This window comes from Roseateles chitinivorans (genome assembly GCF_002761755.1).
In the GTDB taxonomy this organism is placed as follows: domain Bacteria; phylum Pseudomonadota; class Gammaproteobacteria; order Burkholderiales; family Burkholderiaceae_C; genus Roseateles; species Roseateles chitinivorans.
Genome location: NZ_PEOG01000071.1, coordinates 1 through 22,814 on the forward strand (window position 1 = coordinate 1; position 22,814 = coordinate 22,814).

Genomic DNA, 22,814 nt, shown 5'->3' on the forward strand with positions numbered 1-22,814 from the left:
CCGGGCCTTGCGCGCTGGCGATCTGCGCAGCCGTGGCGCTCAGGTCCTGCCCGGCCTTGAGCACCACCGCGCCCTCGGCCTTGATCTCGGTGCCGACGTCCTGGCTCTGGCTTTCCTTCTTGAAGTTCGTCGCATTCCAGACCTGGTCGCGCGAGCTCGAGGTCTGCACCGTGCTCAGCGTCAGGTCGCGCCCTGCGGCCACCATCACGCCGCCTTCGGCGCCCGCGCCATCCGCGCCGCCCTGCGTGATCTGCACCGCCTGCAGCTGCGCGTCGCGCCCGGCCTGCACCACCATCACGCCACCCGCGGTGAGCGAGGCCACCTGGTCCAGCACCGTCGCCTTCGTTGTGACGTTGCCCTTCACGGTGCCGCCGCTGGCGGTGGTGCTCTGCATGACGATGTCACGGCCCGCCACCAGGCTCATGTCGCCCGTGGCCGCCAGCTGCCCGCCGATGTTGCGCAGGTCCTCGCGCGCCGTCAGCGCCAGCGTCGTGGCACGCATGTCGCCGGTGTTGGCGATGTTCTGCGCCTGGATGGCCACCACGCCGCCGCGCACACTGCCGCCGTTGTTGAAGTCGCCCGTCAGCGCCATCTCCACCCGGCCGCCCGCGATCAGCGAGCCGCTGGGCAGCAGGTCCCCTTCGCGCGGCACCAGGTAGACCTGCGGCACCAGCACGCGCTGCGTCGTGCCGTCCGCCAGCGTCACCGTCTGCTCCACCAGCCACACCAGGTCGCTGGTGAGCTGCGTCATCTGCTCGGCGGTCAGCGCCACGCCTGGCACCAGCTGGTGCTCCTTGGCGAAGGTCGCGCCGTTGGTCAGCAGCGCGCGGTACATCGACTCGTCGTCGGCGTAGCCCGACAGGTAGCCCGTGCCGGTCAGTTGGCCGATCTGCTCGCGCACCAGGCGCTGCTCGTAGAAGCCGTCGCCCAGGCGCTTCTGCGTCACCGTCGGGTCCAGCGCCATCGCCTCCAGCAGGAAGTCGCTGGAGAGCCACTCGCGGTAGTTGGCGAAGCGCGGGTCGGTCTCGACCAGGTACTTGCTGCCCGGCTCGCTGTGCGTCTTGAACAGGCTGTTGGACGGCAGCGTGAGGTTGGGCATCACGCCCAGCAAGCGGCCACCGACGCTCAGACCCGAGACCTTCAGCGCCGCGCTCTGCGCCGAGCCGGGTCGGCTCGTCGAGCCGGCTTGGGTCGTCACCTTGCCGATCTGCGTCGTCGCCTTCTGGTCGGACGGCGCCGACGCGTCGACCTGTGCGGCCGCCGCGGCACGGGCCCGCTGAAGCAAGCCGGCGAGCCCGGTCCGCGCCGTGCCCTGCACCTGTTGCGTCGTGCCGTTGCCCTGCGCGGCTTCGACCGCCTGCCCATCTCGGAACTGCGTGGTCACACGGGCGCCTTGCAGGTCTTGCGCCGAGCCCGTCTGCACCGCGTCGCCATCGCGCTCGTGACGCATCGCCGCTTGCACTTGTGCGCCCGCGTCGCCGGTCTGAGCAGCGGTGATGGCGCGCTCGGTCGCGGTCGCGCCGCTGCGTTGGATGACCTGCACCGCGCCAGCGCCTGCGGCGCCGTTGCCTGTCGCCACTGCGTTCGACGCGATCGCGCTGCCCGCCCGCACCTGCGCATTGCCTTGCGCGTTGGCCTGCGCGGCAATGCCTTGCTGCACCTGGCGAGTCACGCGGCCGAGCAGACCGCCGGCACCGGCGAGACCGCTCGCACTGGCGGAAGCGCCGCCCTGCGCCTGCTGTGTCGAGGCACCACCCCCAGTGCTCACCGCACCGGCGCCCTGACGCCCGCCCGGCGCCTGCGACACCTGCCCTACCACCGGTACACCGCCCGCCAGCGCCAGGTTCACCGTGTGCGCCACGCCCTGTGCGTCCGTGGCGGTCACGGTGTGCGGCACGTTCGTGACCTGCCCACCGGTGATCGCCGCGCCGGTCATGCCGACCACCTGGCTCATGTCGTTGTTGATCGTGCCCGCACCGATGCTCAAGGTGCCGCCCACGATGATCTTGGCGGCCATCGACTGCGTGAGCGGCGCGCCTTCCTCGCCGTTTACCGCGGTCGACGTGTACGAAACGATGAGGACGCCTGGGTGCTCCCGGTCGAAGTCCGCCAACGCCTGCTGCTCGGTGCGGCCATTGAGCTCGTACTCAATGAGGTTTATGTCCTGCCTGCCGCTCTCCTTGTACTGGATCTCGAGCACGCCCTCTGTGGCGGCGGCGGCTTCGTACCGCCCCCACATCAGGTACGGATTGACGTTGTCGATGCGTCCGGCCGTCAACATCAGATTGCTTCGCGCCTCGATAGATGCGCCGCTGTTGAGCAGCGTCGCGCCCGTGATCGTCATGTCCCCGCCGGCGCGGATGAATGCCCTTGACGCCAAGTCCCCCTGCCCATAACCCTGTCCGGTGCTTGCTCCTTGAAGCACCGTCCGATTCACGATCCCACCCGTCATCTGCAGCGCCAGCGCACGGCTGGCCTCGATGGTCGAGTTCTCGTTGAGCAGGCTCGCGCCCGCGAGCCGCAGGTCGCCGTCCGCGAAGATCAATGCGCCGTCCGTGTTGGACACCTCGCGGCTGAGCTGCGCATCGACGGAGCGCCGACCCGCGATCACCGCCGCCACGCCGCCTTCCGCGCCGTTGACCAGCGTGCCGCCGTCGATGACCACGTCGCCGCCGTAGATCCGGCCGGTGCCCAGGTTGACCAGCCGGTCCGAGGTCAGCAGCACGCCGTCGCCATCGATCAGGCCGCGGTTGGTGAGCTGCCCCGCCGCAGTGAGCAGCGTGTTCACGCCACTGAGTTCGCCGCTGGCCGCGTTGTCGATGTTCTGCGCCGAGATCGCCAGCGTCCCGCCGCTGCGCAGCGTGCCCTGGTTGGCGAAGTTGCCCGAGACGTCGAGGACCATGTCGCCCGCCGACTGGAACTGGCTGCTCGCGCCGTAGACGAAATCGCCCACGAGCTTGACGCTCATGCCAGCGCCGCTGCTGATCTGCCCGCCGACACCGCCCGCGAGCTCCCGCAGGTTCAGCCCCATCGCGCTGCCCGACCAGATGCGTCCGCCCGCATTGTTCAGCGACAACGCCGACACCGACGCCCCGTCCCCGATCGTCTGCGTGCCCGACGATCCCAGCGCGCCGCCTGCGTTGTTGAGCGACTGCGCGATCGTCAGCCCCAGGCTTCCACCAGCCAGCACCTGACCACCGATGTTGTCCAGCTGCTGCGCGCGCACATTGACCGCGCCGCCCTGGATGCCCTGCCCGGTACCGCCGGTGTTCGTGTTGTCGATGCGGCCCGCCGCCGTGAGGTTGAGCGTGTTGCCGCCGTAGATCAGCCCGCCCTGGTTGAGCACCTGCTGCGCCGACGCGTCCAGCGACTGCGCGCCGATCAGTCGCCCGCCCTGGTTGTCCAGCGTGCCCCCGACCGACACGGTGAGCGCCGAGCCCGACAGTTCCGCGCGGTTCACCAGCTGGCCCACGTTGACCTGCGCCGACGTGCCGGCGCCGATGCCCTGCTCGTTGGTCAGCGTGCCGGCGTTCAGCGTCATCGCGCCCTGCGCGCGGATGCCCGTCGGCGTCGTCACCGACCCGTCGCGGGTGTTGTTCAGCGCCGCGCCATGCGTCTGCACCGACAGCCCACCACCCGACTGCAGCAGCCCGCCGCGGTTCTCCAGCGTGCCGCTGTCCACCACCAGCGACTGCGTCGCGATCAGCCGGCCGCCGCTGTTGTCCAGCGTCTGGCCGCGCGTATCGATCACCACTGCCGCGCCCGACACCTCGCCCCGCGCGTTGACCAGCGACGCCGAGCCGAGATCCGCCGTCTGCCCGGCCTGGATCACGCCCGCTGTGTTGTCGATCGCGCCCTGCGCCCGCAGCGTCACGCCGCCTTGCAGGCTCGAGATCCGACCCTGCTGGTTGCCCAGCGTCGCGGCGCTCAGCGACACGCCCTGCTGTGCGAGCAGCGTGCCGCTCGCGTTCTGCAGCCCGCCGCCCGTGGTCACGCTCAGCGAGCCGTCGCTGCCGGCCCAGCCCCCGCGGTTGTCGACAGTGCCCGCATTCAGCGTCATCGCCGCGCCGCTGCGCAGCCGGCCGCCCTGGTTGTCGAGCGTGCCGCCGATCGTGGCCTGCAGCGTCGAGTCGCTCTGCATCAGGCCATTGCCGCCGTTGAGCAGGCTGGCCCCGCGCACATCCAGCGCGCCCGCGCTGGCCACCGTGCCGCCGCGGTTGTCGATGCCGCCGGTGAGGTTGAGCAGCGCCCCGCCATTGCTGACGAGGTTGCCGCCGCGATTGTCGAGACTGCTGCCCGACACCGTCACGCCCGCGCCCTGCGTCTGCGCCCCCGCCAGCGTCACCGCGCCGGTCGCGGCGATCGTCACCGCGCCATTGCCCAGGATCTGGCCGGAGCTGCCATCCAGCGTGCCGGTCGTGACCGTCAGCGGACCGCTGCCCGCTGCCATCAGCGTGCCGCGCACGTTGTCCACCGCCTGTGCCTGCAGGCGCAGGCCGGTGCCGGCCGCCTGGATGCGGCCGTCGGTGTTGAGGAGCTGGTTGCCGACCGTCGCGGTCAGCGCGCCGGCCGCGCCGGTCTGCGTCAGCGAACCGCCGACATTGCGCCAGTCCGTCGCCGTGAGGCCGACGTTGGCGCCGCTCAGCGTCGCCGCGTCGGTCGACAGCAGCCCCGCGCTCGCGAGCATCAGGTCGCCAGCGCTGGCGACGATCGCACGGTCCAGGCGCAGCGCACCCAGGCCCGAGGCGCCGGTCGAGGTCATCGAGACCGACGCCGCCTGCAGACGGCTGTCCTGCAGCTGCAGATCGCCGCCGCGCAGCGTCATCGCGCCCGCGGCCAGCATCGAGCCGGCCGATTGCAGCGTGCCCGTGGTGCGGACCGTCAGGTCGCCTTGCGCGCCGAGCGAGTTGTCCGGACGCAGGCCAGCGGCCAGCGTGCCCGCGCCAGCCAGCGCGGGCGCCTCCACGGTCAGCGCGCCCTGTGCGCCGATCAGGCCGTGGTTGGTGAGCGTCTGCCCCGCGTTCACCGTCGCGTTGCCTTGCGCGTAGACGTTGCCGCTGTTGGTCAGCGCGCCGGTCGTCGTCAGCCGCGTGTCCGCGCCCGATTGCAGCGAGCCCGCGTTCGTCACCTGGCTCGCGCCGATGGTCAGGCCGGTCTGCGCGTTGATCAGGCCCTGCGCGCCATTGGTCAGCGTGCCGAGCGTCAGGTCGACAGCCCGAGCGCCGAGTTGCCCGCCGGTGTTGTCCAGCGACGCCGCCTGCGCGCGCAGGTAGCCGCCCGCGCCCATGGCGCCGCCGGTGTTGTCGATGGCGCCGGCGACGCGCAGCTGCGCATCGCCGCCGCTCAGCAGTTGGCCGCCTTGATGACGCAGGCTGTCCGCCTGCAGCGTCACCGTCCCGCCCTGGGTCTTCGCCTGGCTCAGATCGACCGCGCCCGTCGCCGTCAGCGTCACCGCGTGTGCGCCGAGGATCTCGCCGCTCGCGCCGCTCAGCGTGCCGGTCGCGAGGCTGAGCGCCTCTGTGCCCGCATGCACCACGCGGCCACGCGTGTTGTCGATCGATCCCGCATTCACCGTCAGCGTGCGGCCCGCCGCGGCGATCTCGCCGCGGGTGTTGTCGAGCGCGCCCTGCAGCGTCGCGCTCAGCGCGCCGGCCTGGCCGATCTGCGTGACCCCGCCATCGACGTTGGACCAGCGCTGCGCCGCCACCGACAGCGTGTCGCCCGAGATCGACGCCGCGCCCGTGTCCAGCGCGCCCGCCGCCGACATCGCCAGCGCCCCCGACGATGCCAGCGTCGCGCGATTCAGGCGCAGGTCGCCGCTGCTGGCCGTCAGGTCCGCGCGCTGCGCCTGCAGCTTGGCGTCCTGCAGCTGCAGCGTGGCACCCGACAGCGTCATCGTGCCGGTGGCGACGGTCTGGCCGCTCTGCTGCAGCGCGCCGCTCGTGCGCAGCGTCAGGTCGCCCTGCATGCCCAGCGTGTTGTCCGGCTTGAGGCCGGCGACGAAGCCGCCACTGCTGGCGATGCTCGCCGCCTGCACCGACAGCGCGCCCTGCGCCGCCAGCAGGCCGCTGCTCGTCAGCGCGCCCTCGGCGGTGATCGTCAGCGCGCCGCGCGCATACGCGCTGCCGGTGTTGCCGAAGGCGCCATGTGCCGTCAGGTCCATCGCCGCCTGCGACTGCAGGCTGCCGGCGTTGTCGAGCTGGCCGGCTTCCATCGTCAGCGCCTGCACCGAGGTGATCAGGCCCTGGCCACCGTTGAGCAGCCGGCCCGCCGTCGTCAGGCTGACCGCGCGGCCGCCGAGCTGCCCGTCGGTGTTGTCCAGCGAGGCCGCGCCCACGCGCAGGTCCCCGCTCGCCTGAACCAGGCCGCGGGTGTTGTCCATCGCGCCGCCGATGGTGAAGGCCGCCCCCGTCTGGCTCAGCAACTTGCCGTCCCGATGGCTGAGGCTGCCTGCGTTCACGGTGATGTCGCGCGCCTGCGTCAGCGCGCCGTCCAGGGTCAGGGCGCCCGGCGTCCGGATCGACAGCGCGCCCTTGGCCAGGATCTCGCCGCCGGTGCCGTCGAGCTGCTGCGCGCTCAGCGCCAGCGTGCCGGCGCCGGCATGCAGCAGCGTGCCTTGACGGTTGTCGATCCGCACCGCGGCCAGCGTCACGTCCGTCGCGTTGGCCGCGATCGAGCCGCCCTGGTTGACCAGCGACTGCGCCACGAAGACGCGCAGCTCGCCATCCGCCGCGCTCTGCGCGAGATCGCCGCCGGCGTTGCGCCAGTCGGTCGCCGTGATCGACACCGAGCCCGCGCCCAGCGTCGCGCCGGACGTGTCCAGCGCATTCGCCGCGGACAGCGTCAGACGCTCGCCGCCGGCCACCGTCGCGCGGTCCAGACGCGCGTCGCCGGCCCGCGCCGTCATCGTCACGCGTTGCGCCTGCACGCGGCTGTCCTGCAGCGCGAGTCCGGCGCCGCTCATCGTCAGCGCGCCGCCCGCCAGCGCGGTGCCGCTCTGCTGCAGCTGACCGCTCGCGGTCAGCGTCAGGTCGCCATGCGTGGCAAGCGTGTTGTCCGCGTTCAGGCCAGCGGCGAAAGCCCCGCTGCTGGCGATGTCGCGGGCTGCGACGGTCAGCGCGCCTTGAGCCGTCACGGTGCCGGTGTTGACCAGCGCGTCCGCATTCAGGAGGCCATCGCCCTGCGCACGCAGCGTGCCGCCGTTGCGCAGCGCGCCGCTCGCGCGCAGGTCGAGGTCGCCGCCCGCTTGCATCGAGCCCGCATTGCTCAGGCTCGCCACGTCCGCCGAGAGCTTCCCGCGCGCCGCAATCAGGCCCAGGCCCGCGTTGTCGATCGTGCCGCCCTTCAGCGTCACGTCGACCGCGCCGAGCTGACCATCGCGGTTCACCAGCGTGCCGGCATCGATCGTCAGGCGGCTCCCGCCGTGGATCAGACCGTCGGTGTTGTCGAGTTCACCGCCGACGGTCAGTGCCGCCGAGCTCTGCGCGAGCAGCTCACCATCGCGCAGCTTCAGATTGGCGGCGTGGACCGTCACGCGATCGCCTTGCGCGGTCGCGCCGCTCAGGTCGGCATCGCCCGCGATGTTCAGCGCCAGCGCGCCGTTGCCGGCGATGGTGCCGTTGACGCCATTGAGCGTCGTCGCATCCAGGCGCAGCGTGCCGCCCGCCGTGCCTGCATGAACGATCTGGCCCGCGCCGTTCTCGATGCGGTCCGCTGACAGCGTCAGCGTGGCGCCGTTGCCGGCGATGCGCCCGCCCTGGTTGTCCAGGAGGCCGCTCAGCGTCGCCGTGAACTGGCCCGCCACATCCGTCTGACCGACCTGGCCGCCGGCATTGCGCCAATCGACCGCCGTGATGGCGACGCTGGCGCCGCTCATGCGCGCGCCCTCGGTGTTCAGCGTGCCGCTGCTGCGCAGGTCGAGCAGATCCCGCACCGACAGCAGCGCGCGGTCCAGGCGCAGTTCGCCGCCGCGCGCATTCAGCGTGATCGAGGCGGCCGTGGTCTGGCTGTTCTGCAGCAGCAGCGATGCACCCTCCAGCGTCGCGCGGTCCACAGCCTGAGCCGTGCCCGAGTGCTGCAGCGTCTGTGTCGCGGACAGCGTCAGCTCGCCCTGCGCGGCCGACGTGGTGTCCGGCTTCATGCCGGCGGCGAAGGCGCCGCTGCTGGCGATGCTGTCCGCCCGCACCGTCAGGTCGCCCTGCGCCGCGATCAGGCCGGTGTGCGTGAGCGCGCTGCCCGCAGTCACCGTCATCGCGCCCTGCGCGTAGAAGCTGCCGGAGTTGTCCAGCGCGCCGCTCGTCCGCACCGAGGCATCGCCCTGGCTGAGCAGCTGACCATCGCGATGGCTGAGGCTGCCGGCATCGAGCGTGACCGTCCGCCCCTGCGTCTGCGCACGATCCAGCGTCGCCGCGCCGCGCACGGTCATCGCAAGGTCGCCGCTGCTGGCGACGCGGCCGTCCGTCCCCGACAGAGAAGCCGCCGAGATCGTCAGCGCGCCGACGCCGGCATGCGTGATCGCGCCGCCGCGGTTGTCCAGCTGGCCGGCGTTCAGCGTCGCCGATTGAGCATTCGCGCCGATGCGGCCGCCCTGGTTGTCGATCAACGCTGACACGTCGACCTGCATCACCCCCGCCGTGTCGGTCTGCGCCAGCGTGCCGCCCGCGTGGTGCCAGTCGGCGGCCGCGATCGAGACCGAGCCGCCGCTCAGCGTCGCACCCGCCGCGTCCAGCGCGCCCGAGGCCGACAGCGTCAGCTGCCGGGCCGCTGCGACCGTCGCCTGGTCCAGCGCGAGACTGCCCGCCAGCGCCTGCAGCGACACCGATCCCGCCTGCGTCCTGCTGCCTTGGAGCGCGACGCTGTCGGCGCTGAATGTCAGCGTGCCGCCGGCCACGGACGTGCCGCTGTGACGCAGCCGCTGCGCGGTGATCGTCAAGTCCCCACGATCGCCAATCGTGTTGTCGGCCTGCAGTCCCGCGGCGAAGCTGCCGCTGCTGGCCAGCGTGCTGGCGGTGATGCGGGTATTGCCGCTCGCGGCCACGGTGCCGGTGTGGTCGAAGGCGCTCGCGTCCAGGCGGGCATCGCCCTTCGCCGTGATCAGGCCGGCATTCGTGAGCACGTCGCGAGCGGTGACGTCAACGTCACCCGCGGCTTGCAGCTGGCCCGCGTTGTCGAGGCGATCCGCATTCACCGTCAGGCTCGAGCCCGAGGTCACGAGGCCTTGCCCCGCGTTGTCGATCGCGCCGGCGCGCAGCGTGACCGCCGCGCCGCCGATCTGGCCGTCGCGGTTGGTCAGCGTCGCCGCCTGCAGCGTCACCGGGCCGCCGCCCTGCACCAGGCCGCTCGTGTTGTCGAGCGCCTGCGCGGCGGTGAGATCGACCGCGTTCTTGGCCACCAGCTGCGCGTTCTGCAGCGACAGGCTGCCGGCATGGACCGTGATGCGGTCGGCCTGCGTCTGCGCCTGGCTCAGGTCGGCGGCGGCGCTCGTGGTCAGCGTCAGCCCGCCATTGCCGAGGATCTCTCCCCGCGCGCCGGCCAGCGTGCCGGCGTCGATGCGCAATTCGCCTGCGGCAGCGCCCGCGTGGACGATGTGGCCTGCCGTGTTGTCGAGCTGCTGCGCCGAGAGCGTCAGCGCCGTGCCGTTGGCGGTGATGCGTCCGCCGCGGCTGTCGAGCGCGCCCGCCACCGTCGCCACGAGTCGTCCAGCGGTGTCGGTCTGCGAAAGTTCGCCCCCGGCATTGCGCCATTCGGCGGCCGACAGCGTCACCGTGCCGCCGCTGAGCTGGCCGTTCTCGGAAACGATGGCGCCCGTCGCGCCCAGGTCGAGCGCGCCCGCCGAGGCCATCGCCGCGCGATCGAGGCGCAGGTCACCGGCCTTCGCCTGCGCGGCGACGCTCGCGGCCTGCGTGCGGCTGCCCTGCAGCTGCAGCTCGGCGCCTTCGAGGCGCGCCGCGCCACCGGCCAGCGCCGCACCGCTGTGCTTCAGCGCGCCATCGGCCTTCAACGACAGGTCGCCCGTGGTGCCGACCGTGTTGTCCGCCTTCAGCCCCGACGCGAAGGCGCCGCTGCTGTCGATGGTGCCGGCATGCACCTCCAGCGCGCTGCCAGCGGCGATGGTGCCGCCATGCGTCAGCGCCTGCGCATCGATCGACGCCGCACCCGCCGCCCGGATCACGCCGGTGTTGGTCAGCGCGTCGGCGCGGACGCTCAAGTCCCGCGAGGAGACGATCAGGCCGCTGCCGGTGTTGTCGAACTGCTGTCCGCGCAGGTCGACGCCGCGACCGCTCAGCTCGCCGTCGCGGTTGTCGAGCCGGCGCGCATCGACACGCAGATCGCCGCTGGTCGAGAGGACGCCGCCCTGGTTCGCGAGCGACTGCACCGTCATCGTCAGCCCGTCGCCGGCGGTCGAGATGCGGCCGCCCGTGTTGTCGACGTCCTGCGCCGTCAGCGTGAGGCTGCGCGCGTTCGTCTGGATCTGGCCCTGGCGGTTGTCGAGCTGGCCCGACAGCACGACGGTCCAGTCGCCGGTGCCGCTCATCGCGAGCTGGCCGCCGGCATGGCGCCAGTTCTGCGCCTGCAGCGTCAGCGACGAGGCGCTCATCCGCGCGCCTTCCGTGACCAGGTCGCTCGCCGTGCTGATGCGCAGCGCGTTGGAGGCCTGCAGCTGTGCGCCGGCCAGGTCGATGCCCGCCGCGTCGAAGGCCGCGTCGACGGCCAGCAGTTGACCGCGCAGCGAGAGTTCCGAGCCCGCCGACATCGCCAGTGCGCCCTGCACGCCGACGCGGCCATCAGTGCCCAGGCCGGCCGCGATGGTCGCGGCGCTGCCGGTCTGGAGGCGGCGAGAGGCGCTCGCGTTCAGGTCGCGTTGAGCGGCGAGCAGGCCGCTGACGCTGAGGTCGCCGCCGGAGGTGGCATTCACGTTGCCACCGTAAACGGAGCCGCCGAGCACGGCGCTCTCGCGCGCAGACAGGCCGAGCGCGCCGCCTGCGCGCACCTGCGCGTCTGAGGCGATCGAGGCTGCTTCGACGGACAGGCTGTTGCCCGCCGACAGCCGCGCGCTCGCGTCCTGGCGCAGCGCGCCCTGCAGCTTCAGCTCGACGACCTGGCCGTCGATCGATGCACCCTGCTCTTGCGCCAGCGATCGCGCTTCCACCGAGATGCCATCGCGCGCCGCGATCGCGCCCGCGGTGTTGACCACGTCGGCCTGACCTCGGATCACGATGCCGCCCGCGGCGGCGTACAACTCGCCGCGATCGTTGCGCAGCTCGGTGCCCGCCTGCAGCGTCACGCCGCCATCGGCGGCGACGCGCGCGTCGCGGTTGTCAATGCGGTCCGCGCTCAGCGTCGCGGCGCCGGCCGAGCGCAGCGACGCGCGCTGCTGGCTCAGCGTGCCGTCGGCCTTCAGCGAGATCGACAGCGCCTGGACATCGGCGCCATCGAGCATCAGCTGCGCCGCGCGCGCCGACAGCGCGCCGTTGGACAAGAGCGTCGCGCCGTTCAGCGTGAGCGCCCGGGCGTCCAGGGTGAGCCCGCCGGTGCCGTACTGCTCGATGCTGGCGCCCTGCGCGCTGAAGGCATCGGCGGTGATCGCCAGCGCGGCGCCGTTGCTCGCCAGGCGCGCGCCATCGGCGGTGAGGGTCGGCGCCTGCAGGGTCATGCCGTCACCCGCGAGCAGTTGGCCCAGCTGCGTGGCCGACTGGGCGGCGGTCAGCGACAGGCTGCCGGCGCCGGCGACGATGGCGCCGTCCGAGCTCATGCCGGCGACGGTCGCGCTGCCGGCTTCGCCGGTCAGCTGCGGTGCCTTGAGTTCCACGCTTCCGCGCGAGGCGAGCCAGCCGGCATTGCGCACGCCGGTGTTGGACTGCACCGTCAGCGACGGCGCGCCGTTGGCATCGGCCTCCTGCGCGTAGACGGTGCCCGTGTTGTCCAGCCAGCCATCGGCGCGCAGCGTCAGTTGGCCGCCGACGATCTGGCCGGCCTGGCGCACCCCCAGGCCCGCTTCGGTGCCCACCAGCGTGATCCGCTGCGCGTAGATGCCGCCCAGCGCGGTGCTGTCGAGCGCGTAGCGCGGGCGATCACCGCTCGGCGCCAGGGCCTCCCCCGCGCCGCTCCCCGCAGCAGCGCCGTCCACCGTCATCACCTGCGTGCCGGTCTGGATCCGCGCGTCCTTGGCCCACAAGCCCGCGTTCAGCTCCACCGCCCGCGCCAGCAGCGCGGTGTAGTCCGTCTGCGAGCCATCCAGCCCCTGCCCGTCGATGCGGATCAAGCCGCCCTGCACGCCGTACCCGGCGATGCTGCCGTCGGCGTTGAAGCGCGGCGTGCCCGTCGTCAGCACCGCGGCGCTGGCGTTGATGAAGCCGCCGCCATCGACCTGGATGCCGGCCGGGTTGGCGATGATGACCTCGGCCCGCTGCCCGGCCACTTCCACATAGCCCTTGAGCTGGCTGGGCGCGCTGCTGTTGACCTCGTTGAGGATCACCCGCGCGCTGCCCTTGGCCAGCCACGGATTGCCCTGCACGAAGCCGCCCAGCTGCGTGCTGGTGTCGCCGCGGGCGTTGTTCAGGATCACGCCCTGCTTGTCGACGTCGAACTGGCTGTAGGTGTTGCGCGAGACGCCGGCTGCGCTGGGCGTCTGGATGTTCACCTGCACCGTGCCGTTGGCGCTGTTGACCACCGTCGGCTGCTGGTTCCTGGGCGCGTTGGGATCGGCCTTCACCTGGGCCAGCGCCTCCGGCGCCAGCGTGATCACCGCCCCCATCGCAAAGGCCGCGGCCAGCGCGAGCAGCGCCGGCGGGCCCCGGGAGATCGCGGGCACCCCGTCCGCGGAGGCCAGTGCGCGACGCGCCGGCGCTCCGCTCTCCCCGCCGCCGCCCTTGGTCTGGCTGACGGCGGTCTCGGCCACGGCCATCAATTGGCCGCGCTGCTTGTTGAAGACGATTCGGTACTGGAGACGGTTCATCGTGAGCTCAACGGAGAAATTGGGCGGGGGATCCGATCCGGGGCAGCGGGCGGAACCGGCGGGAATCAGCGGGAATAGGTCAGCGTGAAGCCCGCGACGACGCGGGCCACCGGGAATCGCGCGGGCTGCCACAGCGGCGCGCCGGCGAAGACGTCGAGCGAGAAGCCCTGGGTGCGCAGGCGCGAGCCGATGACGGCGCCGGTGAGGTGGCGGCCGGCGAGGCGCTCCGCGCCGTTGCCGCCCACCATGCCGGCGTCCACGCCCAGGTACATCGACACCGCCGGCGTGCCCTGCGGCGCGCTCAGCGGCAGCTCGGCCTCGTTGCGCCACAGCAGGCCGTCGTCGGCGGACAGCGAGGCGTCGCTGCCGAAGCCGCGCACCGTGTAGCGGCCGCCGATCGAGAAGCGGTCCTGCGGCGTCAGGCGGTTCAGCGCCAGCTGGCCCCGCAGCGAGGTGCTCAGCTGCAGTTGCCGGCCGCCCAGCGGCAGCGCGCCGTTGAGGCTGAAGCTGCCCTGCAGCAGCTTGACCCGTGAATCGCCCTCGCCGAAGGCTTCCTCGGGCGCCTCCAGCGCATGGAAGGCGCCGGTGCCGCGCTTGAGGCTGAACTCGGCCTCGCTGCCGACGCCGCCGGCCTGGCGCTTGAGGTTCAGACCGGCTTCCCAGCCGCCGGTGCGCCGGCGCTGGACCTCGACCTCGGTGTCGTCGATGTAGTTGCGCGAGCCGCGGCCGAACAGCTTCACGAAGCCGCTGAACTTGTACTGGCCGTCGCGCCAGAGCATGCGGGTGAGCTTGAGCTCGCCGTTGCTGCTGGCGCCGCGGTAGACGTAGGTCTGGTTCGCGCCGATGACGACCTGGCGATAGCCGCTACGGCTGACGGTCAGGCTCAACAGCGCATGGCCCCAGGGCAGCGAGTAATGCAGCACATGGCCGCCGGTGCCCTTGTGCGGGCCCTCGCGGTCGTCGACGCGGCGGGCGAGCCAATCGGCATCGCGGTTCAGCGTCACATAGAAGAGGTCGTTGAGCGTCAGCGCATGGTCCAGCGAGACGGTCAGCGCCAGCGGATAGCGGCCGGTGGCCTCGCTGCCGCTGTCGTCCAGCGACACCTGCCAGCGCCATTGGCGTCCGCCCTGGTAGCTGACGGCCAGGTCGCTGTAGCCGGGCTCGGCCGTGTCCCGCGCCGGTTCGACCTGGATGTCGGCCTGCGCGCCGGGCACGCGCTGCAGGTTCTCCAGCGCCTGTTCCATGTCGCGCAGGTTGAGCACGTCGCCGGGCTTCACCGGCAGCGCGTTGGCCAGCCGCACTTGCGGCGAGCTGCCCTCGCGCAGCCGGATCGCGTGGACGCGTCCCGGCACCACGGTCAGGGTCAGCAGGCCGGTGGACAGGTCCTGCGGCGCGGCCAGCACGCGCGTGGTGATGAAGCCTTCCTCGATCAGGGCGTCCTGGAGGCGGGTGACGAGGGTGGCGATGCTGGTGGCCCCGAGGCAGCGGCCGATCGGCGAGTCATCGCCCTGTGGGCCGTCCAGCGCGCGGACCTCCCGGGCCATGCGGGGCTGGCCCTCGACACCGCGCAGCTCGATCCGGCTGATGAGGAAACAGGGCGATTCATCGTCGCGCAGGCGTTGACGCGCGGGCGGCGGGCTGGCGCGCAGGCGCACGTCGGGCTCGCGTTCGAGCGACTGGCGCTGCTGCGCCTCGCGCTGCTGCTGGAGTTGGCGCTGGGCGTCGGGGTCGACCGTGCCCGGGGGCAAGGCCTGGCCCCAGGCGGTTTCCACGCCGGCGGCGAGCGCCGCGGCCAGCGCGACCATCGCCACTGCCGGCACGCCGGCGGCCGGGCGCGCACGCACCCGCTTGTTCTTGTCCTGCTGCATCCCTTGCCTGCCATCGTTGGGCGTTGTTTTTCTGAACCCAAGGCAGCCGGGAAGGCGGCAATGCATCACGAACTGGAGAGAACCAGTCCGGCAACCCCGCTATCTCGCGGCACGGCATCGGAGGGATGCCGGCAGGAGACCGGAAGCTTTGCGTCGCCGGCTCGCGCCGGTTTTGCCCTAGGCAGTCCGCGCGCCGTGAGATTCCTCACGAAGGCCTCGCCCGGCGGCGGACTCAAGGGAAGGACTGTATCGGAGTGAAACACGATCGACACATCGCACCTCGGGGAGGATTGACGAAGCGCCGCCGAGCCGCTAGCGCGGTCTTGAGGGCAGAAAGTCTCACGCCGGGCGGCCGGGGACGCCGCCCGTGATGATGCGGTGCGATGTCCGCCCAGTCGCCCGCTATCCTCCCGAACTGAACGCGCGTCGCGAATCGCCGCGGCGCCTTGGCTGATCGCCGGTCCTCGCGTTTACCGATGCCCTTTTCCGCCACGCTCGCCTCGCCCCGATCCGCGCTGATCCGGCTTGCCCGCTGGATCCTGGCAAGTCTGCTGGCGGGCGGGCTGATCATCACGGCGTCGGCGCAAGACCTGGCGCTGACCACGCACACGCAGTCGGACGGGCTCTCGAATCTCTCCGTCATCGCCGTGGTCCAGTTGCCGGACGGCCGCTTGGTCATCGGGACCGAGAACGGTCTCTATCGCCACGACGGCGCCCGCATCACCCGCATCGATCCGCCCGGGCTGCCGCTCGCCGACCGCCACGTCAGCGCACTGGCGCCCGACGGCCGCGGCGGCCTGTGGGTCGGGGTGATCAGCGGGGTCGCCCACCTGGGGCCCGAGGGGCTGGAGGTGATCGACACCGGACGCCCCGGGCTCCTCGTGCGCCAGGGTCATCGGACGATCGCCGCCACCGCCGACGGCGGTGCGCTGGTGGCGGCGATGGACGGGCTCTACGCCTTGCGCCGGGACGGCGCCGGCTGGCGCGCCACGCCGGCCTTCCCGCAGGCGCTGCGCGACCGGGAGCCGTCGCTGGCCGCGATCCATGCGGTGCTGGTGGAGCCGGACGGCAGCTGGTGGCTGGCCTGCGGTCAGGCTCTGTGCCGCTGGCGGGACGGCGCACTGACCCGGTTCGGCGAACGGGAGGGCCTGAAGCCCGCGCGCTGGGGGGATCTGCTGCGCACGCGTGACGGCGCCCTGTGGGCGCGCGCCGAGACACAGGTCTCGCGGCTGGCGCCGGATGCGGACCGCTTCGAGGACCTCACGCCGCCGCAACTGAGCGACGGCACCGTGAGGCTGCACCTGCCGCTGGCCGAGGACGCGCAGGGCCGGCTCCTCACCTCGAGCGACGACGGCGTGCTGCGCTGGCAGTCGGGCCGGTGGACGCGCTTCGGCGCCGCCCACGGACTGGATGTCGGCAGCGGCGTGCACGCGATCCTGCAGGACCGCGACCACGACCTCTGGCTGGGCACCGCCGGGCATGGGCTGGTCCACTGGCGCGGCTACGAGCATTGGCGCCAGTGGACCCGGCGCCAGGGCGTGCCGAGCGACGACCTCTGGACCTTCCTGGAGGAGGCACCCGGCCGGATGTGGCTGGGCACCGGCAATGGCGTGGCCTTGCTGGATCCGGCGACGGGCAGCGTGGAGGTCCGGATGCCCGGCGGAACGCGCGATCAGGTGGGCGGCCTGGCGCGGGACGCGGCGGGCCAGCTGTGGTTGGCGACCTACTCCGGCGAGCTGTTCCGGCGGCGGACCGACGGCGCGTGGCGGCGAGAGGCGGAGGGACTGCCGCTGGTGTTCGTGCTGCATCCCGGGCTCGGCGGCGGGATGTGGGTCGGGGCCGACAAGGGCCTGTTCTTCGTGCCGCCCGACGGTGGGTCCGCCGGATCGGCGGGATCGGCGCGATCGGCGCGATCGGCGGGCTCCGGCGGAGCGCCGTCCCGGGTCGTGCCGGCGCCCGGCATGGATGCCGACCGCGCCAAGTCCCTGACCGTCTTCGCGGCGTGCACCTCGCCCCAGCGGCGCACCTGGTTCGCCACCTCGGCCGGACTGATCGCCCACGACGAGACCCGCGGCATGGCCACACCGACCGTCGCCGGGCTGCCGGCCGGCCTGGCGATCGAGAAGCTCGCCTGCGGACGCGACGGTGCGCTGTGGGTCGCTTCGCGGGACAACCGGCTCTGGCGCGTGTCGAGCACCGCCGGCATTACGACCGCCTCCGGCACCAGCAGCACCAGCAGCACCAGCAGCGCCAGTAGCGCCAGCAGCACCAGCAGCGCCAGTAGCACCAGCAGCGCCAGCAGCGCCAGCAGCGACGGCAGCGACGGCGACGCCTGGCGCGCCGACGCGCTGCAGCCGGGCGAGGTGCTCGGTCGCCGCTCGGTGATGGCGCTGCTGTCAGACCGTCGCGGCTGGCTGTGGGTGACGACGGACGACGGCGTGCTGGTCTGGAACGGCGGCCCCTGGCGCCGTTTCGACGACAGCAACGGGCTGGGCTGGAACGACTGCAACCAGAACGCGCTGGTCGAGGACTCGGCCGGCGACATCTGGATCGGCACCAGCCGCGGCGCGACGCAGGTGATGGCCCCCGAGCGGCTGCTCGACCCGGTGCGTGTCGCCCTGCACCTCACCCGGGTGACCCGCGACAAGGTGTCGATGCCGCTGGATCGCGCCTGGACGGCCGACTGGTCCGCCGGCGCGCTGGAGATCGTCTGGGCCTCGCCCGTGTTCCGGAATCGCGCCACGCAACAGGTGCGCTACCGCCTGCGCGGCCTGGACGAGCAATGGCGCACCACGGCCCACGAGGACGTCGTCTTTCCCGCGCTGGCCGGTGGCCGCTATGTCTTCGAGGCCCGGGTGGAGAACACCGACCTGGGCCTGGTGTCCGAGCTCGCCTCGCTGGCCTTCGAGATCCGGCCGCCGTGGTGGCGCAGCGCCTGGGCGCTGGCCGCCGGTTGCGCGCTGGCGCTGGCGCTGATCGCGCTGGCGCATCGCTGGCGGGTGCGTGCCTGGGTGCGGCGCCAGCGCGAGCTGGAAGGCCTCGTCGGGCAGCGCACCGCCGAGCTCAAGGCCTCCTATGAGCAGATGCGCACCCTGGCGCTGACCGATGGCCTGACCGGCGCGATGAACCGGCGCGCGATCACCGACCTGGCCGCCCGGGAGATCGCGCGGGCCCGCCGCGGCGAAGCGGCGGTCACGCTGATGCTGATCGACGTCGACCACTTCAAGCGCATCAACGACACCCACGGCCATCCCGCCGGAGACGCGGTGCTGACGCAACTGGTGCAGCGGCTGCGCGCCACGATGCGCGACTACGACGCGATCGGCCGCTGGGGCGGCGAGGAGTTCCTGCTGGTGCTGCCCGGCCTGTCGATGGCGCAGGCGCAGGGCCGCCGCCGCGCGCAGGCCCTGCAGCGCTGCATCGGCGCCGAACCCTTCGACATCGGCACCGGCACGCCGCTGCCCGTGACCTGCAGCGCTGGCGCGGTCGGCGTGCCCGCTTCCGGCGACGAGTCGCTGGAGGCGCTGGTCGCGCGCGCCGATGCGGCGCTCTACGACGCCAAGCATGGCGGACGCGACCGGACGGTGATTGCCTCGTGAGAACTCGGTGAGAACTTCGAGCTGCATCGCCACGGCCGGGGGCCGGATGTTGTGCGGCTCCGACGGGCAACGGTCACAGAGTGCAACGGTTGCGGCGATGACAACGGTGTCCGGCCAAGATGCGCCACGCGCTCGCGAGCGCCGCTTCGCCGCCCTCCCTTCCTCTTCCGACGCAGGCCCCAACGTGATGAATTTCGACCTTGACGCGTGGCTCGCGTCGACCAGCACCCGCCGCCAATGGATGCGCCGAGCCGTCGTGACCGGCGGCACGGCGCTGGGCCTGTCGGCCTGCGGGTCGGGCGGCGGCGGCGCCAACGAGGCCGTGTCGGCCGACAGCAGCGGCGGCGCGTCGACGCCGACCGGTGGAGGCAGCACCGGCGGCACGACGACCACCGGCACCGGGACGGCGCGCGTCTTCACCCACCCCGGCCTGCTGCACACCGAGGCCGACTTCACCCGCATGCGTACGCAGCTCGCGGCCGGTCGCGAACCCTGGGTGAGCGGCCTGCGCGCGCTGACCTCGAGCGGTCGCGCGCAGCTGGGACGCGACCCGCAGCCGGTCGTCACCGCCATCCGCGGCGGCGACGGCGAGAACTTCCGCGCGATGGTCGAGGACGTGCAGCGCGCCTACCAGCTGGCGCTGCGCTGGAAGGTGACCGGCGACACCGCCTACGCCGACCAGGCGGTGCGCTACATCAACGCGTGGGTCACGACGATGACCTCGCTCACCGGCAACGGCGACCGCTTCCTGGCCGCCGGCATCTACGGCTACCAGTGGGCCAACGCGGCCGAGATCCTGCGCACCTACACCGGCTGGAGCGCGGCCGACCGGAACGCCTGCCAGCAATGGCTGCTGGCCCACTTCTATCCGCTGCAGAGCAGCTTCCTGAAAGACCACAACGGCACCAACATCACCAACCAATGGGCCAACTGGGACCTGGTGTGCCTGGTCGGCATGCTGGCCATCGGCGTCTTCGCCGACCGGGCCGACGTCTACCAGGAGGCGCTGGACTACTTCCACCGCGGCCGCGGCAACGGCGCGTCGCGCCACATGGTCTATGCGCGCCATCCTGGCCACATGGGGCAATGGCAGGAAAGCGGCCGCGACCAGGGCCATTCGACGCTCAGCCTGGGCATGGCCGGCTACCTGTGCGAGATGGCCTGGAACCAGGGCGACGACCTCTACGGCGAGGACGACAACCGGCTGCTGGCCGGCGCGGAGTACGTCGCCAAGTCCAACCTGAAGGACGCCGCCGGCGCCTTCTACACGCTGCCCTTCTACCTCTACATCAACCGGCAGGGCACCTTCACCGCGGTGTCCGACGGTGGCCGGCCGAACGGCCGCCCCTGCTGGGAGCCGATCTACAACCATTACGTCAAGCGCAAGGGCCTGGCCGCGCCGTGGGTCAGCGCGCTGGCCGCGCAGCTGCGGCCCGAGGGCAACACCTGGCTGGGCGACGACCTGAGCTTCGGCACGCTGACCTTCTCGCGCGACGCGGATGTGACGCGCGTCGCGCCCACCGGGTTGCAGGCGATCGTGCGCGGCGGCGCGGTCCAACTCTCGTGGTGGGGCAGCGCGGATGCGGCGGCCCATGCGGTGCTGCGGGCGCCGGCCGGGTCCTCGACCTACACCGAGCTCACCCGCGTCAGCGCCGGCGGCCTGCCCACCTGGACGGACAGCGCGGTGTCGCAAGGCCGGTGGCAGTACCAGGTCCGCGCGCTGGACGGCGCCGGCGCGGTGCTGTCGACCTCGGCCAGCGCGGCGGTGGACCTCGACGCCCCGCTGCTGCTGAGCCTGCCCCTGGATGACGGCCAGGGCACGACGGCCCGCGATGTCGGCGGCCGACAGCGCAACGGCGCGCTGGTCGGCGGCGCCTCCTGGGGCGAGGGCCGAAAGGCCGGCACGAAGGCGCTGGCGCTGGATGGCGCCTCGGGTCACCTGGCGCTGCCCACCGGCGTGCTGGCCGGCGTCGGCGACGTCACGATCGCCGGCTGGGTCTGGTGGAACGGCGTGAACCGGGGCAACGCCCGCGTCTTCGACTTCGGCTCGAGCGACATCACCTATCTGACGCTGCTGGTGAGCAACGACACGACGCGGGTCAGCGTGACCAACACCACCTACTTCGGCGAGCAGTCGGTCTCGACCGGCCCGCTGGCGAAGGGCCGCTGGGTGCATCTGGCGATGACGCTCAAGGACCGGACCTGCACCCTGCATGTCGACGGCACCGCGGCCGCCTCGATCACGACGATGGACCTGGCGCCCTACCAGCTCGGCGACACGACGCAGAACTGGCTCGGCCGGGCGCAGTACGGGCAGGACCCCTACTTCAACGGGCGGCTGCAGGACTTCCGGATCTACGGCGGCGCGCTGAGCACCGCGCAGGTCCAGGCGCTGGCGCAAGGCTGACCGCCGGCCCGCGGCGGCCGGTCCGTCATTGGCCGACGATCGGAGCGCCGCGCGTGCGCAGTAACCGCTAGGCCGCCGCGGTCTCGCGCCGCGGCCGGGCCACAGGCGCCGCGCCCTCGACGATCCGGCCGTGGTCCATGCGGATCACGCGATCGGCCAGGTGGAAGTAGCGGTCGTCGTGGGAGACCACGATCACCAGGTGGCCCTTGTCGCGCAGTTCCGGCAGCAGCTCCGTGTAGAACAGGTGGCGGAAGGTCGGATCCTGGTCCGCCGCCCACTCGTCGAAGACCAGCACCGGGCGGCCTTCCAGGTAGGCATGCACCAGCGCCAGGCGCTTGCGCTGGCCGGTCGAGAGGTCCACCGTGCTGAACGCGCCGTCCTTGACCGACACCTTGTGCGCGATCTCCAGCCGCTGCAGGTAGGGCAGCGCGCGTTCCGGCAGGCTGCCGCCCTGCCCGGCCTCGGCGGCCAGGTCTTCGAACAGGTAGAAGTCCGAGAACACCGTGGTGTAGAGCTGCCGGTAGTGGTCACGGGTCTGGTCGGTCACCGGCCGGCCGTCCGCCAGCACCTGGCCCTGCTGCGGCGCATACAGCCCCAGCAGCAGCTTGACCAGCGTGGTCTTGCCCGAGCCGTTGTCGCCGACGACGAACACCATCTCCCCGCGCCGCAGCGTCAGGTCCACCGGCCCGAGCACGAAGGCCTCGCCGCCGTCGGGCGCCGGGAAACCGTAGCCCACGCCGCGCAGCTCGATCGCATCGGCCAGCGCGGCCGGCTCGCCGGGCTGGTCCAGGTCCAGGAAGGGCTCCGGCGTCGCGAAGCGCGCCGACATGTCGGCGATCCGCTGGAAGGCGACCCGCGCCCGCCCGATGCCGGGCACCGCCGCCGCGATCTGGTCCAGCGGCCCCTTGAGGAACAGCAGCACCAGCACGAATCCGCTGAGCACCGAGGGCGGCATCGTGCGCAGCGCCGCCCAGCCCAGGATCAGCGCGATCAGCAGGAAGAACAGCGCCGAGCCGAAGGCCGTCGCCAGCACGTACGTGTTGATGGCGCGCCAGTTGATCTCGCGGATGCGGTCGACCGTGCCCTCGATCTGTCCGCCGTACATGCCGGCGCGGCGCGCGCGGTGCATGCGCAGCTCCTTGGCGCCGTCGCTGATGGCGCGATAGGCCTTGTGCAGCTGCTCCTCGGCATCGCGGGCCTTGTGGAAGCCCTTGATGCCGCGCGCCTGCGCCCAGGTCTGCACGCCCACGCCGACCACCAGCGCCAGCAGCAGCAGCCCGAACAGCGCCGGCGACAGCCAGGCCAGGTAGCCCAGGCAGCCCAGGGTGATCGCCAGCGCGATCAACGCCGAGGACAGCACGAAGGCGGCATCGCTGATCATGTCCACGTCGCCGGTCAGCACCGGCATCAGGCGATGGGTGCGATAGCGCTCGAGCGCGTCGATCGGCGCGGCCAGGATCTTGCGCGCCAGGCTCTTGCGCACCTGCGCCACCAGCCGCTGGCCGACCAGGTTGGTGCTCATGCTGGACGCCGCGCGGCCCACCAGCGCCACCGCGCACAGCGCCACGAAGGTCAGCAGCAGACCGCCGGCCATGCCGCCCGGCCGGTTCAGCACCGCGTTGATCGTGCCCAGCAGCGCCACCGTCGCCGCCCCGGCGGCCACGCCGGTCACGGCGGAGAAGGCCAGCCAGGGCAGGAAGGGCTTCAGGAGCCCGGAGACTTCGCCGGCCTTGCCGGGAGCGGGGCCCGGCGGATCGCCGGCCGGGGTGCCAGGAGCAGTGTTCATCAGCGCGGTCTTTCAGGCCGCCGGCCCAGCGGCGCGGCGGTCGGGTGAGGTCCTAGGTAGACGATCCGGCGGCGTGTTTGTTCATGGCGGCGAGCGCCGGGGCCGTCGCCGACCGCCGCCATCGGTGAACAAACGCATCGGCCGGACGTCTTCCCTGCAGGCGCGTGATGGCGCCTCTCCCGCAACGATTCCGCCCGAG

5 protein-coding genes and 1 riboswitch are annotated in these 22,814 nt (G+C 72.4%); of the genes, 2 read left to right on the forward strand and 3 right to left on the reverse strand.

Translation table 11 applies throughout. The features are described 5' to 3' along the window. The coding region (locus CS062_RS20630) for a two-partner secretion domain-containing protein (protein ID WP_143742429.1) at positions 1 to 12,955 on the reverse strand (12,955 nt) is incomplete at its 3' end. A 65-nt stretch (positions 12,956 to 13,020) separates the two neighbouring features. Next, a complete protein-coding gene (locus CS062_RS20635; RefSeq protein ID WP_233218179.1) occupies positions 13,021 to 14,823 on the reverse strand; it encodes a ShlB/FhaC/HecB family hemolysin secretion/activation protein in 1,803 nt (600 codons plus the stop codon). Between the two features lie 86 nt (positions 14,824 to 14,909). Continuing rightward, positions 14,910 to 15,010: riboswitch (cyclic di-GMP riboswitch) on the reverse strand. 289 nt (positions 15,011 to 15,299) lie between these two features. Here CS062_RS20635 and CS062_RS20640 point away from each other — a divergent pair. Both CS062_RS20640 and CS062_RS20645 read left to right on the forward strand, forming a co-directional pair. After that, positions 15,300 to 18,422 (forward strand): ligand-binding sensor domain-containing diguanylate cyclase, encoded by a 3,123-nt coding sequence (locus tag CS062_RS20640; RefSeq protein WP_099863440.1) that lies wholly within the window; start codon positions 15,300 to 15,302, stop codon positions 18,420 to 18,422. 187 nt (positions 18,423 to 18,609) lie between these two features. Then, positions 18,610 to 20,829 (forward strand): LamG-like jellyroll fold domain-containing protein, encoded by a 2,220-nt coding sequence (locus tag CS062_RS20645; protein ID WP_233218180.1) that lies wholly within the window; start codon positions 18,610 to 18,612, stop codon positions 20,827 to 20,829. A 67-nt stretch (positions 20,830 to 20,896) separates the two neighbouring features. Here the strand turns inward: CS062_RS20645 and CS062_RS20650 are convergent, their stop codons facing one another. Then, positions 20,897 to 22,615: a cyclic peptide export ABC transporter gene (locus tag CS062_RS20650; RefSeq protein ID WP_099863441.1), complete on the reverse strand. Its 1,719-nt coding sequence runs from the start codon at positions 22,613 to 22,615 to the stop codon at positions 20,897 to 20,899. Positions 22,616 to 22,814 lie beyond the last annotated feature (199 nt).

What these genes read in the sequence shown, in the direction of transcription:
- CS062_RS20635 (WP_233218179.1), bottom strand. Translation starts at nt 14,823, where the DNA reads ATGCAGCAGGACAAGAACAAGCGGGTGCGTGCGCGCCCGGCCGCCGGC.
- CS062_RS20640 (WP_099863440.1), top strand. Translation starts at nt 15,300, where the DNA reads ATGCCCTTTTCCGCCACGCTCGCCTCGCCCCGATCCGCGCTGATCCGG.
- CS062_RS20645 (WP_233218180.1), top strand. Translation starts at nt 18,610, where the DNA reads ATGAATTTCGACCTTGACGCGTGGCTCGCGTCGACCAGCACCCGCCGC.
- CS062_RS20650 (WP_099863441.1), bottom strand. Translation starts at nt 22,615, where the DNA reads ATGAACACTGCTCCTGGCACCCCGGCCGGCGATCCGCCGGGCCCCGCT.